Genomic DNA, 17,255 nt, shown 5'->3' with positions numbered 1-17,255 from the left:
TCCTATATATTAAATTTTATTAAGAGTGATATTCTCGGAAATAATCACGAATAGCCTTCCGAATTTTGGTTCGAGTTTTGTTGAGAGCGAGAGCCTGTGCCTGCCTGAACCAAGGAATACGGGACCGTTAAGTTCAGGGTTTGAGAAAGAGGCACACGAATAATAGAAAGTGTTTTTCTCTCCTGTGTGGACGCAGTAATCGTTAGCATCCGCAGGCCATTTGTCCTGCCTGCCAGGAAGAGCCCCAAAATCCACACTTACGCCTTCAGGCAGCCTGAGCTCCAGGGAAACTTCACTTCCTTCCCCACGCAAGGAGAGCTGTTCGGCAGCAGCCGTAAGCCTTGAAATCTCATCCAGAGCTGTTTTTTCCTTTGCTTCGTCCAGAAAATCATAAAGATAACCGAAGGAGAGGAGTAAAATCACAGCAAAAAGGATGCCTGAGACTGTCAGCCTGAAAGGAAGCGAAACAACTGCGGATTCGTCAGTTTCAATCGAACGAGTCAAAAATGGATCTTGATTGACCGTAAATTATCCTCCTAACCCAAAATACGGAAAACTTTGAATGATGTGAATAATGAACTTAGTAGGGCAGAGTATAAAAAATTTATTACTGTATAGGATTAACAATTACTGTATACGATTAACAATTACTCTACACGATTAATAATTACTTTATACGACTAACAAATAGGAACCTCTGAGACTGCAAAAATTAATTCCTGCAACATTAAAATAGCTCAATAATTGGCAGTAACCATAGCATTAGATATGAAGTAATCAGTAAGATAGTTACTGAATAATAATTATCAATAGTTTTTTATACTATTTGTCCTATGTAAATCTGGCGGGTCGACTGATCTACTGTTACACAAAGAAATTTTCCTCCTTTATTTCCTCCTTTAATTTCCCCAAATGTAAATAATAAACACTCCACAAGATCCTCCTTATCGGCCTGCCAATCCTCCTTTTTATCTAAAAAATAGCTAGATTTTACTTGAAAAGTTTTTAGGCTTTTCGTTGGTTTGTGTGGATATTCTCATAATATTCTCATAAAAACCAATGGGTCTTGAAGTGAAAATTATATTTATCCATAGAGAGTGACGAAGAGCCAGTTTCCTCTAGTTTCAGGCAATTTTGGTTCAGACAATTTTGGTTCAGGCAATTTTGGCAGTTTTTGATATTCTGCAATACAGAATTAAAATTAAAAATAAGAAAGTTGGAGTTCTTGTGTGTTCAATCAAGTGAAGAACTAAGCAAAAACCCTCAACTGGAGTTTAAAACAATTCACTCAAATTGTAAGAGTAGTCCTGAGGACTATCTTTTATTAAATCCATCCAAAAAGTTTCTCGAAGAATCCAGCTTCCTTGACTTCTACCGGAGCCTGAAGGATGTCGGTATACTTAATGTCACCTTCTGGAGTTTCGTATTTTAATACAGTGTCAATTCCATATTCTTTGGGCACAGCTTCGCTATCTGCTTTAATTTTAATCTTTGCAACAGCCGTGCTGCCAGGTGCTATAGTGGATAGGAATGCCGCACTATCGGTTGTGCTCAGAGGATCAGCTGGATTAATTATCGCTTTAACGTTTTTTGCCTCTTCTTCACCTGTGTTTTTAATAGTTATATCAATCATATTCTCCCCACCTGGAGAAAGACTGCCTGTAGTGTTTACAATCTCAAAATCAGCCTGATCATTCACCTTAATCTTTAATGTCAGATTCTGATCCATTATTCCATACCAGCGATTCGCGTCATAGGTCTGAGCGGTTACATCCGGATTCATAATTTGCACGTTTTTCTGGTAATCGTAGGAAAGATTCAGGTAAAGGTTGTATTCCCCAGCCCTTGCTTTTTTATCGATTTTTATATCAAATTTCGCTGGTGCCAGTGAATTTTCTCCGCTTTTTATGGAGCCGATTTCCTGGCTAACTGACTTGACCTCAATCGGACTGTCTGGATCTGTTGAAAGAGAGACTACTACGTTTGTAGCGTCCACTATACCGCTTTCAAGTTTCATTTCGGTTTGGGCAGCATAGATTTCATCTGAATCATAAGGAGTTTTATCATTCTTGAATCCTAATAATTTGCCTTTGTTCATCACATTAATATTCAAAGTAGCCGTTTGATCTCTATCAAACTCATTACTCCCAATAATATTAGCGTTAAGATCAGGGCTACCATATACAGTATAGTAATTTTTCCCAAGATCAAAGCTTTGGGGAATATTATAATTATTCGAGGTATTAGAAGCGCCTGCTGCGCATGATATCATAGCAGTCAATAGAAGAGAGATTATTATCATTTTTTTCATTTTATGCTTCCCTCCTGAATAGATGGACACCTAAAGTAAAAGTAACAACTGCAAACAAAGAGAGTATCATCAAATCGTTAGATATAGCGTTCAAACCCTGACCCTTGATCATAATAGTACGCATAGCATCGATTGCATAAGTCAGAGGCAAGCAATAAGCTATATAACGCATCCAGTCAGGAACCGAACTCAAGGGAAAAAACACACCTGTGACAAACATGGATGGCATAGTAACCAGCATGTTTAATTGAAAGAAAGATTCCATATCTTCTACTCTTGAAGACATGACTATCCCCATCCCTACGCCACCGAGAGTGAAAACAATAAGCACCAGTGAAATCAGAAGCCAGCTACCATTCATATTGAATCCCAATAGAATATATGCTGCAAGTATCAAGATAACTGCTCTGCCTAATTGCAATATTAGCTGATATATCGTCTTCCCGAGAATTACAGATCTCTTACTAATAGGCGTCATCAGCATACGAATAAGTGTACCATCTTCTTTTTCTCCTGCAATTGCAGAACCCGTGGTTGCTACAGAACCCATAAACACTGTAAGAGCTATAACACCTGGTATGAGGAAGTCCAGATATTCCAGATTACCGTAAACATTGGGAATGTTTAAAGAGACTGACCCTGTTTTCGCCAGCAACTGTTTCATAAAGTTGATAATTGTGCTACTTGTGGTAGTGTCTGATGTGTCAGTCAGAAGCGTCAAGTTTGTACTCTCATTTTTGACTATGCTATCACTATAATCAGGAGGAATAAGCAGAACGCCTTTATACATTCCAGCGTCTATTTTACTCTCAGCCTCTGATTGCGACATATCCTTAGTGTAGGTCACCGAAAACATTGGATTTCCATCGTATTTGCCAGTATAGCTTCCGATTTCCTGAACAAGGGAATTTGAGACTCTGCCTGTATCATCATTGACTATAAGGATGGGAGCATTTTTGACTGTTCCACCCATACCATAGCCAAAAAAGACTATCATGATTATAGGGAATAAAACCAGAGGAATTATGAGCGCCTTTTTTCGGGAAAGTATTTTGAATTATTTTTTCGCTACTATTAATGAATCCCTTAGCTCAGTTTTTATTGTCATTTAATCACGTACCTCTTCTCCTGTAAAGTGTACAAACACTTCTTCCAGATTTGTACTCCCTGTAGTTTCTTTTAAACGTTCGGGGTTATCAAGAGCTACCATTTTGCCGGAGTCCATTACAGCAACCCTATCACATAGATTGTCCGCCTCTTCCATGTAATGAGTTGTAAAAACCAGAGTTTTCCCTTCTTCGTTGAATTTCCTGGCGAGTTTCCAGATCACATTTCTTGTCTGGGGGTCAAGACCGGTTGAAGGTTCATCCCAGAATAGAATCTGAGGGTCGTGCAACACTGCGGCGATTACTGATAAGCGCTGTTTCATACCACCAGAAAAGCCTCCAGTAAAGCGGTCAGCACTAGCTTCGAGCCCTACAAGCTTCAGATAGTAATCGATTTTTTCTTCCATGACCTGTTTAGGAACATTGTAAAGGTTCCCCATGAGTTCCAGGTTTTCTCTGGCTGTAAGGAGTGGGTAAAGGCTGAGCTTCTGTGGAACTATGCCTATAAGCGGTCTTATTTTGTAGTCCTGTTTTTCAACATCAAAGCCAGCAACTCTTATACTGCCACTTGTGGGCTTTATTAACGTGGTAAGCATGGAAAACGTAGTTGATTTGCCAGCTCCATTTGGTCCTATCATACCGAAAATTTCTCCTTTGAATACATCGAAGCTGACATCGTTCACTGCGGTTATTTTCCTCCCTCGTGAATGAAAGACTTTGACAAGATTTTTGACCTCAATAATCGGTTCCATTTACTCACCTGTTTTTCAGTTTTCTTCATCCTTCAGGATACCTTTAGTGAATATGTCAATAAACCGTTCAATTTCCTCATTATAATCACCCAACAAACTGTCACCAAATACTTCTCTTAGTAAAGATGTATAAACAAAATAACTGACAAAAGTTATTGCTGCGGACCTGGAATTTATAGTCCGCATTTTTCCGTTTTTTATTTGCAAATCAAAGTATTCGCTCAAAGGCTTGATATTCAGTTGAAGAAACGATAATAGAGCTTCAGAGACTTCAGGCCTCCGTCTTCCTTCTTCAAATAGCATAAACATAAACATCCGGCGTTTGCTATCCTTCTTTTTATCTTTCATAGCTTTTGCAATATTTTTCCCTAAAATCCGAAGCTCTGTCTCAAGGTCTGCATCTTTTTCGTTCTGGAATATATGGAATAACTCCTCCAGCGATGAAAAAACAGTTCGGTTACTGATTAACACCTCTTTCAGCAGGTTTTCTTTTGACTTGAATTTTCGGAACAAAGTTACCTCGGCAACGTTTGCCTCTTCAGCGATTTTTCGTGTAGTCGCACCCGTGTATCCTTCACTGGCGAACACTCTCAAAGCTGCGTCTAAGATTCTTTGTTCTGTATCTTCCATGTAAGTAAGCAATTACTTACTTTCATTTAAAGATATTGCTATACATACTAAATAAAACTCTATTGAAAGTAAAAATCAAGGTATGAATTAAAGATATGAACAACCTGGATGCTCAAAAACAGATTCTTTCAAAGATTTACGTGCGTTTAATTCTTTTTTATACTGACATCTGGACAGATGGAAGTTTAATATTATTGAGTTATTACTTCAACAGCTAAGTCATAAGTATAAAAATCAAGTTCTGTAGAAATCCTTTATTCAATCACTGAAATCTAACTTTCGTACTTCTGTTTATAAGTATTTGGAAATTCATAACCTACAGGATTTCTACAAAAGCCAATAATATGCCTATATTATTTCCTTAAACTTAATTAGGAGGATAACTAGCGAACCATTTTACAGGATCAATTACAACTGGATATCCCGCATTTACCCATGCTTTGAGACCGCCTTGAACGTTATATACGTTTTTGTAACCGGCATCTGCTATCATTTGGCTTGCGGCGGCACTTCGTCCCCCGCTAAGGCAATAGACAACTATCTTTGTGTTTTTGTTTTCTGGCAGTTCTTTCAGCCGATTAGGCAGTAACTGGTCGTCTGGCAAACTTACAGAATCATGCTTCGGCACATTTTTTAATGGTATTAATGTCGCTCCTTCAATGTGAGAATAGTTAAATTCTGCTGGAGTACGAACATCCAGAAGGAATACATGTTTATTTTCGAGTATATCTTTAGCTTGACAGACCGTGACATTCTCATAACCCGGTGCAGTACAACCAATCTTAGGGGCCGCTCCTGCAATGCCAGGAGCAATTATGAGAAGCGCAATAAGAATTGCAGCAAAACTTGATAAACATTGTTTATTCAATCTTACTCCTCCAATAATACAATTTTTTACCTTCTTTAAATTTTAGGGAAAACGCATGGCTTTAAAAATACTTTGAAATGACGCATTGTGTAACGTATTATTTCTTAAAATATCACCGAATTTAGCTTTCCCTTAAAAGTGCATTTTATTTTTATATAAAATTAGATTTTATTTCTGTATAATATTGTAAAATCCGTTTAGTGAGGCGAGTAACCGCTTTAATTGAATGTTTTTAATCCTTCTGTTTTCTAAATATACGAAGGTTATAATGTAAATTACTTTATAAATATTAAATAATTTTGGTTTACGATCCAGCGAGTAAGACCTTACACAATAAGAGATATTGCCCTTTGAAAAATCAATTTTCAGGAATCCTAAACCTTTGGAATCCTAACCGTTGTATCCTGAAATGCTTTCGTAGATTCAAAACTATTTGAAAGTTGATATACGATACAACAGCAGGCGACTCAAAAAATTAAATTTGAGTTAATTCCAATTCCCTTTTGATACTATAGAATAACCATGTAAAATGAACCAAATTTGAAGTTGAAGTAAAATGGTGAATCATTTGTGCACGACATATAACTGAAATACAAGATTTAAACGGAATAATTTTGGGATAAAACGCTCATGACATTTGATTCAAAATTTTTTATATTCCGGAAACCAGAAGTTTTTCAGTCCTCATGTACATATAAACAGGAAGTCCTGATCTGGAGAAAGAAAATGATATGGAGCAGACTATTTATTTTGCATACTAATGAAGAGAACAAAAAACAAGCTGATGAGAAACACAGGATTTTTATGTGATTTTTGCAAAAAAAATATCATTGGATGATAACGTTTCCCAGGAACTCCAGAAGGAAAATAGAAAAATAAAAAATATTGTTTTTTGATATTGAAACTAATATTTAGTGAGATCTTAATATAGAAAGAACAAAACTATATATACAAAAGATGTGTATCATTGATTAGTAACGTGGGAACAAAACCTATGAACAGACCCGAACCTATGAACAGAACTGAACAGACCAGAAAATATACGAACAGACAAGAAAAATATGCCTTCACAAGAATTGAATTAATTATCCCATGTTACTTATTTTACAGTGAGCCAGTGCTCAAATCTCTTCATTTTCTTTTTTATGGCCATGATTCAATAAGTTAATGTCTTCCAGACCTTCACTTGCGCTTTGAGTCTCAATTCCCAGAATATTAACTTCTGTTTTCTCGCAGGTTATTTCGGAACAAAGGTCAGCCAAAAAAATAGAATATCAAAGAAAAATTCACTCGACTAAAAAATTTAATTATATATAGAAAATATACTTATTTTATTAATTACCTTTTTTCTTTTTTGTATATTGTCTAAATCGAATAACTATATATAATTTCATTAATTATTATTCTCAACGTTGAAACGCGAATGAGTAAGACAGAGGAATAGAAATTAAAAGAATAGTACATATTTCAGACATTCATTTCTCAGAGGCATATTATATGCCTGATATTGCAAATTCCATGCTTGAAAACATAAACAGGAGTTCTCCAGATATTGTAGTAATCACCGGAGACCTGACGGAAAACGGGCTTGCAGCCGAGTATAATGGGGCAAAGAAATTCATCGACAGGATTGAATGCGAAAACAAGGTGATAGTTCCAGGAAACCATGACTCCAGAAATGCCGGTTACCTCTTTTTTGAGGATCTTTTCAAAACCAGATCGACTTCCGGGCACTTTGGAGAGGTCACTGTAGTAGGGCTTGATTCTTCCCAGCCGGAACTTGACGAAGGACATATTGGAAGAGAAAATTACAACTGGATAGAGAATACTTTTTCAGTAAACGGTTTCAAAGTTTTTGCCCTTCACCACCACCTTATTCCGATCCCCAGAACTGGTCGGGGAAATAATGTACTTGTAGATGCAGGAGACGTTCTGGAACTCCTCGACCGCTCAGGTGTCAACCTTGTGCTCTGCGGGCACTGGCACATCCCCTGGGTCTGGAGATTGAATGACATGCTTGTAATCAGTGCGGGAACTGTCTGTTCTTCCAAAGTTCGTGGAAAAATGTCTCAGTGCTACAATTTGATTGAAATTGATGCACCAGAATCCGATTGCAAGCGTTGGTATCTGCAAGTTTACAGAGTTTTTTCTAGAGGGGAAAAAGAGAAAGTTGTTGATAGTATAATATAATTAAACAAAATAAAGTATATAATTAAGCAAAATAAAGTATATAATTAAGCAAAATAAAGTTAGAAAAATATGAGGTACAGTGCTTGAGAAGTATCCTGTTCCTTCTCCTGAAGAGCTTTAAAAAAGTAAAGATGTTTTAAATATACAATAATTACATCCTCCTTTTTTGCCTGGATACCATGAATAATGGATGCTATTACTATAGCTGCATAATTTATGAGTCTTCAGACCTATTCTCCTTGTAACTAATTATTCACTTATTTTTACATATTCAGGAATGTATTATTGATATGGAACTGAAATTGATTTGATCCCCAAATCCAATGATGAACGTAATTCCAAAAATCACAAAATTCTGGAAACTATATCAATTTTTTAGATGTTAAGTTACTTTAATCTCATTATTATCAAATTCGTAATACCCCAATATTCAGATTCGAAGTCACTACATGTAGTATTTGAAGCTGCTACAAGTGTTTTAGTCTCCAATCAGTTAGCCTACATTCGAGAGGATATTAGATTCTTATAGATAGTCACCAGTAGTAATAAATAAATTCAATTTAATAGTATCCAATACAAGTATATAGAATCAAAGTCACTATCTGTTCTTTCATCAATAGTATAATTTTTAAAACGAAATATGTAGCTGTTGACTAAAGTTATATTGATAAATATCTTTTTAAAGTGGTGGGTATAAGGTGGCATATCAATATGTAAATACTTTAAGCCCTGGAAATCCTTTCAGAGACTGGCTTGTTGAGAAAGTTGTAACAGATCGGCTTAAGAATAAGCATTGTTTGGTTGATGTTTTTAAATCAAATTCTTCTCATACTGTCTGCAGGTATCATTTCAAGGGCCAACATTATAGTGTAGTGGCAAAGTTTTTTTCTGAACCTACAGGACAACTGAAAAATTATAACGCTTATAAAGGCATGATGAAGGAATATAGGAACCTTGAGAGAGCCGCTTCAATAATAAATGTTGCAAAACCGCTTGCAGTCAATAAAAAATATAACTGTGCGCTTGTGACCGAGTATATACCAGGTAAATCTTTGGGCTGGTACATAAAACATGAAGAAAAACTCAATGAACGGCTTACTGCGGTTGCACATATGCTTCGCCAGCTTCATGATAATACAAAGTCCTCTTACAATAAAGAAAACGAATTCAAAAATTATCATGAGGTCCTGGGCCATCTGAAACTGAACCCTGATACTAGAAAGACTTTTAATAAACTGCTTGGAGAATGGTGGTACAGTTCGTGGCTCGACAGGGAATGCGGCTGTATGGTTCACAGGGATGTCACTCCCTCCAATTATATATTTTGTAAAGGTAAACCTTATGCAATTGATTTTGAAAGCTCCTGGTCACATGCCCATCCTGTAAGAGACCTGGGAATTCTCACTGCAGAACTTAAGAACGAGTTCGAATGGTATAAAGGAGGAAGCTGGAAAGCCGAACCATACATAGGAAACTTCCTCAGGGAATATAGCAATGATGAAAAGGACTTTATCTACATAACCAGAGTTTTGCCTTTTTTCATGAGCATAGGTTTACTTCGTTCAGCACGCATTCATCGAGGCAGCCACAGGAACTATCTAATCAAAGAAGCACGTGAGTGCTTGAAAGCAATTAATAGAGGGTAAAATGTGGTTATTCAGAGGATATGCGAAAGGATATAGCATTTAAAATTCATTATTCTGTTCTTTTTTCCAATTTATTGCTCCAAAATATCTCCTTTTTTCTTAAAAGGTAATTTCTGTAGCTTGTATTTGATAGACTTAAACGGTTGAACGGAGAAATCAATAGCATTAAACATTCAACTTTTTAAAGTAAAGTCTAAAGAAAGACGCCGTTCATAACGCCGAATGTGCTTGAGCTTAACTTTAAGGAAAATTCTTTATGATAAGGAACACTTACTTTTAAACTAATTAGTATAGTTTACTACTATATTGAATATATCCAAAAAATATATAATAAATCCATTCTATGTATAACCTGAAAGGTTTCCAGTACCTTCAACCAGATCTCTATGGGCTGCAGGCATCTCTTCCCCTGTAGCTCATAAATTTAATAAGAACAGTAACTGAAGGAAATCCAACCCAGCAGCACATATAAGAATACTTTGACTTTGCAGTCTTGCCTGAATTATTAAGGTTTCTACAGAACTCTAAAATCCTTTGTTTAAGGTTCATTCAGATAAATGTCCATTTACCAAGGAGGTTTATTTATGAAAAGTCTAAAATTTTGTCCCGAATGCCATTCAATACTGAAAATGAGTCAAGACAGCGAAACTCAATACTGTCCTGTATGTAGATACTGGACAAAGATAGGTACTGCAAGGCTTGATTCAATAATGATTTACGAATAAGGGACCTGTGCGGGGGGAGCCAGTTCTTCTATGTTTTGTAGTGCATGTAAAAAACGAACTTAAACACAGGTTTATATTGGAAAATTATGCTTCGCGATAGATGTGAAAGAAAATGTGATAGCGTCAGGTTATATCTAAGAGTCATATGAACCAATGGGAATTTAAAAGTTCAATGATCATGGGCCAGTTACTGAAAACTCAAGTAGAAAGATGGCCCTCAAATCCAGGAAAAAAAGGTGAATTTACTTCTCTTGTTAAACTTAATCTCAATTTGTAGACAGAACCAATTTAATATCACTTTTAAAAATCTGCTACATTCCATTTTTTAAATATTTTTAATTTTTTATTTTTTATTTTTTTAAATTTTTTTAATTATTGTAACTTTTTTAATATGAGATTCAAAAATCCACATAAAACCCAGAACATGATATTGAAACCGGAGGAATAGAAAAGCTCAGTCATGAAATATGATATACCATAGCTTGTCTCTCAGGTGTTAATAGGGGTTTGGGAACTTCAAACCAACAAGCCAACTTAAATCCCTACCATTTCTGCTTTAGGTTTCGAAGTATAAAAATAGACTATAGAGAAATAGAAAACTATATATTGATATTTACGTATAATAATAGTATTTCCAAAATACCTATATACTTAAAAGATAGTATCAAGATTAATCAAACATCCTATAGAAAACAGAAATTTATAATAAAGTCTAAAATAAAAGGAGGAAAACCATGCTTCAAAACGGAAAAATCAAAGGCTTAATCTTTGATTGTTACAAAACTCTTATTGACATCAAAACTGACGAAAGAAGTCGAGAGACAAACGAAAGAGTTAGCAGATGGCTGCTTTACCAGGGAGTGAGGATAGAGCCCGAAAGGCTCAGGGAAGAATACCGATGGAAAATCATAGGCAGACTAGGCAATTCAGGCCAGCAGCACCCGGACATTCGTATAGAAGAGATTTTTGCGGAAATTTGTGCCGAAAACGCCTTTAAAGAAATCGATCCCTATTGGCTTGGAATTGAGACAGCAAAGGTCTTCAGAACTGCGTCTATAAAAAAACTTGAAGCCTACCCTCAGAGCCTGCGGCTGCTTGAAAAATACAGAAATGTCCCGAAATGCATTGTTTCCAATGCCCAGAGAGTTTTTACAGAACAGGAACTGCGTTTTCTGGGTCTGTATGATCGCTTTAATTTTACAATTATGTCTTCGGACCACCGTATAAAGAAACCTGATACCCGGCTCTTTAAGATGGCTCTCGACGGCCTCGGGCTTGAGCCATGGGAAGTGCTCTCTATCGGCGACACTCCAGAAAACGATATTTATCCACCTCAAAGTCTCGGGATGAACGCAATGCACATCCGGGATGCCTGGAGATATGCATAACCCCATCCACATCCATGATTAATATTTCAAAAAGTTAAATGTCAGTAAATCCCGTAATATCGAGTTTGAATAAGTAATTGTATACTTTGAATAAGTAATTATTCAGTTTGAATAAGTAATTGCATACTTTGAATAAGTAATTGTATACTTTGAATAATTGAATAGTTTGAATAAGTAATTGTGTAGTTTGAATAAGTAATCATATAATTTGAATAAGTAATTGCATAGTTTGAATAAGTAATTATACATTCACTTGCAGATGCATTTTTGCATTTAATCTCTTTTTTACTGATCAGTGCATGTCACAAAATAAGTTTATTGACTGCCCGTATTCTTTGGTTTGAATGCCTGGTTACATTCTTGTTAAAACGATGGGATTTCTAGCAACTCGTTTAGATGTGTCTCTGATACAAACAAAGACAGACATCAAGAGACAGTGGACTAAGGGTAAAGAACCTGGAGATATACCCTCAAATTTTCTCTATTGCTTCCAGACATTTCTTTGCTTCCCTCAGAGGATAATCTCTGTAGCTCGTATTAGACTTAAACATTGCAATTCTCAACAAGCCATAAGCCATATAAAATGGAATAATTTTAGTTATTTTGTAGAATTCCTTTTCATTTTTGCTGTAACGTCTCAGAAAATGGTGAATGTAAGGCTCTGCCCCCTGGCTCGATCCCTTCTGCACAAAATAATACTTAAGTTCAGCACAAAGTATCCCTAGATCACATGCGAAATGTCCGTGTCGGGATGAAAGCTCGAAGTCCAGTAAAAATGACTTTCCCTCCCGGAATATAAAGTTTACAGGAGTGGAATCATTATGAATCATACAACCGTTTTTTATGTCCAGGAAAGAACTGTGCCACCATTTTCCAAGCAAGAGTCTATATTCTTTTTTCATACGCCGGTTGATTTTGAGGTGATTCAAAACATAATGAAATTTTGAAAATTCATTTTCTTTATCATAATATGTCTGCGTATTTTCGTGAAGCTTTAGAAGCATATCTGCTATAAGTTCTAACTTTTCCTTAAGCTCTCTCCTGTGCTTGAAGTACCAGAATAAAGTTTTTCCAGATACATATTTACTGACCAGAACGCAATTAAAATCTTTATTTATTGCAATAGGTTCCGGGACACCAATTATTTTTCGGGCTTTTTTAAGATCCTTATACTCTTTCTTCATTAAACTGCAACTATCGTATTTTTTGATCACGCCCGTAGGTATTGCAAAAAATTTGGCTATAACAGTGAGTTTTTCCCCTTTGAATTCATATTTACAGATCCTATGCGATGCATGACTGAGTTTAAATATTCGAACTTCACAACCCTTATTATGAATTCTATCCCTAAGGATCTCTATAAGCCAGTCTCTAAAAGTATCACCTGGCTTCACTGTTCTAATGTATTCAAAATGTGCTATAAACCCCCCTCCTTTAAACTTGAATTGCTCTGAATCCTGATCAATGTAGCTATCCAGTGATAGTTTATATTTTGAGAAACTTTTGAAAAGTAAAATTTTTGGTAAAGATTGCCATTTAGAGTCCTTGTCACCTTAGTTCCACATTTTTAAGCACATAAATGTCGCTTGACATCGATACACGTACTTAAACTTAAGCACATCACATGCAATGTAAATATTTCTAAATCGCAATCATCTGATCTCTCGGAGATATAGAAAAGCATATATGCGCCTAAAAATGCGGAGTTAGGTAAAAACATGAAGGTTAGGTAAAAAAGCAGAAGTTAGGTAAAAAAGCAGAAGTTGGGTAAAAACGTGAAGGTTAGGTAAAAAAGTGGAAGTCAGGTATAACAAACTATGCGAAAAATAAGAAACTGCATAAAAAAATAAGAAACGGTATAAAAAATCAAGATGATATTTGATAAGTACAAAAGATATATGGCATCAAGTATCTTCCCAGTTCTTAATATTCATATTGTAAGAATTGCAGTACGCCATAACACTTTCTGGACAAGCTCTTAATCAGATTTTTCAAACAGGGCAGGATATTTCTCTTTTAATTGTATGAAAAGTTTTTCATCTAATTTTGCATTATAAAGTGTTTTTACATTAGAAAGCTGGTCAACTAATAAATGCTGAGCCCCTTCTAGATTTGCCTCCTTAAATTTAGCCCCCTGAAGATTAGCTTTTCTGAAATTAACTCTTTGGAGGTCAGCTCCAGTAAAATTAGCCCCCTTCAGGTTAGCTCTTTGAAGGTTAGCGCCCCCAAGTTTAGCATTTATAAGATTAGCTCCCTGGAAGTTAGTCCCTTTAAGGTTAGCTTTTTGTAGTTTAGCACTTATAAGTTTAGCTTTTACAAAGTTAGCTCCTTGAAGGATAGCTTCTTTAAGTTTTGCGTCTTCCAGATTTGTTTCTTCACATTCAGCCTTTTTAAGGTTAGCCCCTTTAAGTTTAGCTTTTTCAAAGTTAGCCTTTCCAAGATGAGCCCTTTGAAGATTAGCTTTTCTGAGGTCAGTTCTTTGGAGATTAGCTTCTTGAAGATTAGCCCCTTGAAGGTTAGTTCTTTGAAGGTTAGCCTCTTCAAGGTCCGCTTTTTGCAGGTCAGCTTCCTGGAGGTTAGCTTTTTCAAGATCAGCTCTTATAAGATTAGTTTCTTTAAGGTTGGCTCCTTGAAGATTAGCTTTTTCAAGGTCAGCCCCCTGAAGGTCAGTTCCTTGCAGGTCAGCTCCCTGAAGATTAGCTTCTTGAAGATCAGCTTCACAAAATATAGCCCCCTGAACTTTAGCCCTTTCAAGATTTGCTTCTACAAGATCTGTTCTCTGAAGGTTTGCTTCTTGAAGGTTAACATCCTGGAGGTCAGCTCTTTGGAGGTTAGCTCCTTGAAGATTGGCTTCTTGAAGGTTAGCCCTTTGCAGGTCAGCTCCATAAAGTGTAGCCACTTGAAGTTTAGCTCTATGAAGATTAGCCTCTTGAAAATTAACTCCTTGAAGTTCCGTTGCCTGAAGATTAGCCTCTTTAAGATTAGCTCCTTTAAAGTTAGCTCCTTGTAGATTAGAACCTATAAAATTTGCCTTTTCAAGATTAGCTTCTATAAAGTCGGCTCCTTCAAGCTTAGTCTTTATAAAATTAGCTCCTTGAAGATCTTTTTTTTCTATATTGTCCATTTCAACCACTCAGATCTAGACTTAAATAAACATGCTATCTTACAGTTAATTTGATTTGGATTATGTGAACTTAGAGCCATCCGAAAAGTGGTTACCTGCTATAACTTTTACAATATGTAATATGCAAAACCGGAACGGATACTCTGATATTATAGACTTATTGTGACTTTTCAACACGCGTTAATGACTTTCCGGATAGACTCTGAGTTAATATGTATATAAATTAATATTAAATAACCTCAATATGCTCAGATAATATTTTATGCTTCCCTTGATTCAGTTTCTAATACAAACATAATTTCTTCGAATTTGATAAGAAATTCAACGCTGTTCAAACTTGAAATCTCGACGTTTGTAATATATTCCAATGAGTTGTGAGCTGGAACATGGTATCGATTTCATACAAAAAGGCCAAAGTTTAAGGATGGCTTCGAATGCAAAATCGATAGTTTTCAGGTAAGAAAACTCCTTAACCTAGACCCATGAAAAAATATACATTTTTTATCGACATACCATATAGTTTAGAATAAGTAAAACAGATATCTGGAAACAAATAACTTAATATCTAATTAATATGCAAACCATAAAAAAGAAAGAAAATTAAAAAATTAATTGTACTTTTCCAAAGCAAGTTTCGAAAGGTACCAATAATTTTCGATAAAGAAGTAAGAATGATTAATTTACAAATTGAAAATTTTCAAATTGCCATGTATCGGGGTTGGGTTTTACTGCTGGACTTTCTTTGAAAAATATTTTGCGATTTTTAAGCGGTGTCCAATCCGATGGTGTGGAAATAAAATTTCCAAGGTACGGTCTGGCAATATCCAGGACAAAGTCATGAGGCAAGTCCTCAGGTGTTTTAATGCCTTCTCGCGGATTTTCAAGCATCCAGAGTATAGCTGCAACAATACCTGCTGCTACCTGAAGAGTAGTAGCATTCTGACCGGGAGCAAGAGATCTGGTCTCTTCAATGCTCAATGCGCTTCCAGTCCACCAGGAATTATAAGAATGGCCCATCAGGAGTGCACCCATGATATCCTCTCCAGATGTGATTTCATTTGTCATAATCCGAAGTTTCGGTTGAAGCTCATAATTCCGGCCTCTCAATTCGCAGAGAGAAGAAAGAGTATCATGACAGGGCATATAAGCATAATGTACGGTAGGCCGATAGATCACTTTTTCATCTTCCCAAACAGTTAACAGTTTTGAAAGGCCATATGATTCGCCATGACGGATCGCCATACCTACAATTTCTTCGTCCGGTATCCATGACCTGACCCAGGTATTAATGCCCATCTGAGGCAAGAGAATAACATTTTTCGGTCCGTAAGGAGGTATATGCGCCATGGGTGGCAATTTGCTCTCATGAGTTCCCCAGGCTATTTCAACCGGAGCAGTTCCTTCTTCCCTCAATCCTTCAATGCTCCACGTTCCTACAAATTCATTAACTTCCTTTGCCCGGTTTGCGACTTGAGTATCACGCTCGCTACAATGGATCACTTTAATTCCCAGTTTCTGAGCCAGGCGGGCAAAGTCCCTGTTCTTTGCAAGGAGGGAAATTTCCTGTTCATCCTCGGGAGAGACTTTCTTATCAGCACAGGTACGGGCGGCAATATCCAGCAAGCCTTGCTTTACGAAGTGAGTTATCAGGCCAGGATTTGCGCCATGGTCAACAACAGCAGTAGGCGAATCTTTCCAATCACGGGAAAGTTCAAGCAATCTCATTTGCCTTAAATAAAGAGATTTTTCCAATAGACTTTGAGTCAAAAATTTCTCAGCAGGATCCCATACTTCAACAGACGTGTTAACGTACAATACATTGTGATCATGGCACCACTTAATGATGTCATTGGCATCGATATTCCATGAAAGATCAATGATCAGGCCTTCATTCTCCATATATTGTGACAAAACCTGATTCAAATTTTTCGGGGTAATTTTTTCACAGACAAATCTTAATCCCTGATTTGTATATTTTTTTAGGGCTTTTGATTTGTCTTCAAAATCAATCAAGGTAATGTTTTCTAGCGGGACATCGAGTTTATCCATTAAAAGGGGTAGAGTGCATTGTGAAACTGATCCATAGCCAATAATGAGGACTTTATTGGAAAACATTTTTTTCATAGGATTCGTAAACGCGAGACTTGGATATAACTTTTCTTATATACATTTCACAATAATTTAATCTGAACCCTCCAAAACTAAGCAAAAGTCCACAACTGAAAAAGATAGTGGCTCTTTGTAATTTCCGGTGGATAAGATGATTTTCAATTCAAGACCGCATTGGTTTTTATGAGTACATTATGAGAAGATCCACACAAAATAACGAAGAGCCAAGATAGTTGCCTTACAGATTCTCTGAATAATCTGAACACTTTTCGTCCCAAATCACAAAAAACCCTGTTAAAACCTGTTATTTTCATTCCAATTCAGTCGGAGTTTTATAGTTATTTCAGGATTGAATCCCGAAATATAGACTACTGGTTAAAAGATATTCTTAAAAAAATGAGCAGGT

Annotated in this window: 12 protein-coding genes; 3 read left to right on the top strand and 9 right to left on the bottom strand. The window is 36.3% G+C overall.

Annotation, left to right across the window (positions count from 1 at the left end):
- Positions 1-9: 9 nt before the first annotated feature.
- The 6 genes from FXW07_RS11835 to FXW07_RS11810 all read right to left on the bottom strand — a co-directional run bounded on the left by FXW07_RS11835 (position 10) and on the right by FXW07_RS11810 (position 5,667).
- On the bottom strand, positions 10-504 hold the full coding sequence (locus FXW07_RS11835; protein WP_229395612.1) for a hypothetical protein: 495 nt from the start codon (positions 502-504) through the stop codon (positions 10-12).
- Between the two features lie 820 nt (positions 505-1,324).
- Positions 1,325-2,311, bottom strand: coding sequence for a hypothetical protein (locus tag FXW07_RS11830; protein WP_229395611.1), 987 nt, complete (start codon positions 2,309-2,311; stop codon positions 1,325-1,327).
- A gap of 1 nt (position 2,312) precedes the next feature.
- Entirely contained in the window at positions 2,313-3,362 is a 1,050-nt protein-coding gene (locus FXW07_RS11825) for an ABC transporter permease (protein WP_346655655.1), read from the bottom strand.
- 57 nt (positions 3,363-3,419) lie between these two features.
- Positions 3,420-4,169, bottom strand: a complete 750-nt coding sequence (locus FXW07_RS11820; RefSeq protein ID WP_048153830.1) for an ABC transporter ATP-binding protein — start codon at positions 4,167-4,169, stop codon at positions 3,420-3,422.
- Positions 4,170-4,184: 15 nt separating this feature from the next.
- Complete coding sequence (locus FXW07_RS11815; protein ID WP_229395609.1) at positions 4,185-4,799, bottom strand: TetR/AcrR family transcriptional regulator; 615 nt, start codon at positions 4,797-4,799, stop codon at positions 4,185-4,187.
- Between the two features lie 367 nt (positions 4,800-5,166).
- On the bottom strand, positions 5,167-5,667 hold the full coding sequence (locus FXW07_RS11810; RefSeq protein ID WP_229395608.1) for a rhodanese-like domain-containing protein: 501 nt from the start codon (positions 5,665-5,667) through the stop codon (positions 5,167-5,169).
- A 1,464-nt stretch (positions 5,668-7,131) separates the two neighbouring features.
- Between FXW07_RS11810 and FXW07_RS11805 the strand changes: the two genes are divergently transcribed.
- From FXW07_RS11805 to FXW07_RS11795, 3 genes are all read left to right on the top strand, one after another.
- On the top strand, positions 7,132-7,857 hold the full coding sequence (locus FXW07_RS11805; protein ID WP_346655654.1) for a metallophosphoesterase: 726 nt from the start codon (positions 7,132-7,134) through the stop codon (positions 7,855-7,857).
- Between the two features lie 698 nt (positions 7,858-8,555).
- Positions 8,556-9,503 (top strand): phosphotransferase, encoded by a 948-nt coding sequence (locus FXW07_RS11800; protein WP_229395606.1) that lies wholly within the window; start codon positions 8,556-8,558, stop codon positions 9,501-9,503.
- A gap of 1,459 nt (positions 9,504-10,962) precedes the next feature.
- On the top strand, positions 10,963-11,616 hold the full coding sequence (locus FXW07_RS11795) for an HAD family hydrolase (protein WP_048153821.1): 654 nt from the start codon (positions 10,963-10,965) through the stop codon (positions 11,614-11,616).
- Between the two features lie 470 nt (positions 11,617-12,086).
- Here FXW07_RS11795 and FXW07_RS11790 read toward each other — a convergent pair whose 3' ends face one another.
- The 3 genes from FXW07_RS11790 to FXW07_RS11780 form a co-directional block, all read right to left on the bottom strand.
- Complete coding sequence (locus FXW07_RS11790; protein ID WP_346655650.1) at positions 12,087-13,010, bottom strand: phosphotransferase; 924 nt, start codon at positions 13,008-13,010, stop codon at positions 12,087-12,089.
- A 584-nt stretch (positions 13,011-13,594) separates the two neighbouring features.
- Positions 13,595-14,740 (bottom strand): pentapeptide repeat-containing protein, encoded by a 1,146-nt coding sequence (locus tag FXW07_RS11785; protein ID WP_229395605.1) that lies wholly within the window; start codon positions 14,738-14,740, stop codon positions 13,595-13,597.
- Positions 14,741-15,415: 675 nt separating this feature from the next.
- Positions 15,416-16,864 carry a saccharopine dehydrogenase NADP-binding domain-containing protein gene (locus FXW07_RS11780; RefSeq protein WP_229395604.1) on the bottom strand — a complete coding sequence of 483 codons (1,449 nt, stop codon included), beginning with the start codon at positions 16,862-16,864 and terminating at the stop codon, positions 15,416-15,418.
- Positions 16,865-17,255 lie beyond the last annotated feature (391 nt).

The organism is Methanosarcina sp. DH1 (genome assembly GCF_020804205.1).
In the GTDB taxonomy this organism is placed as follows: Archaea; Halobacteriota; Methanosarcinia; order Methanosarcinales; family Methanosarcinaceae; genus Methanosarcina; species Methanosarcina vacuolata.
Note: the sequence above shows the minus strand (reverse complement) of the source record. Positions and strands in the feature narration are given on the sequence as shown.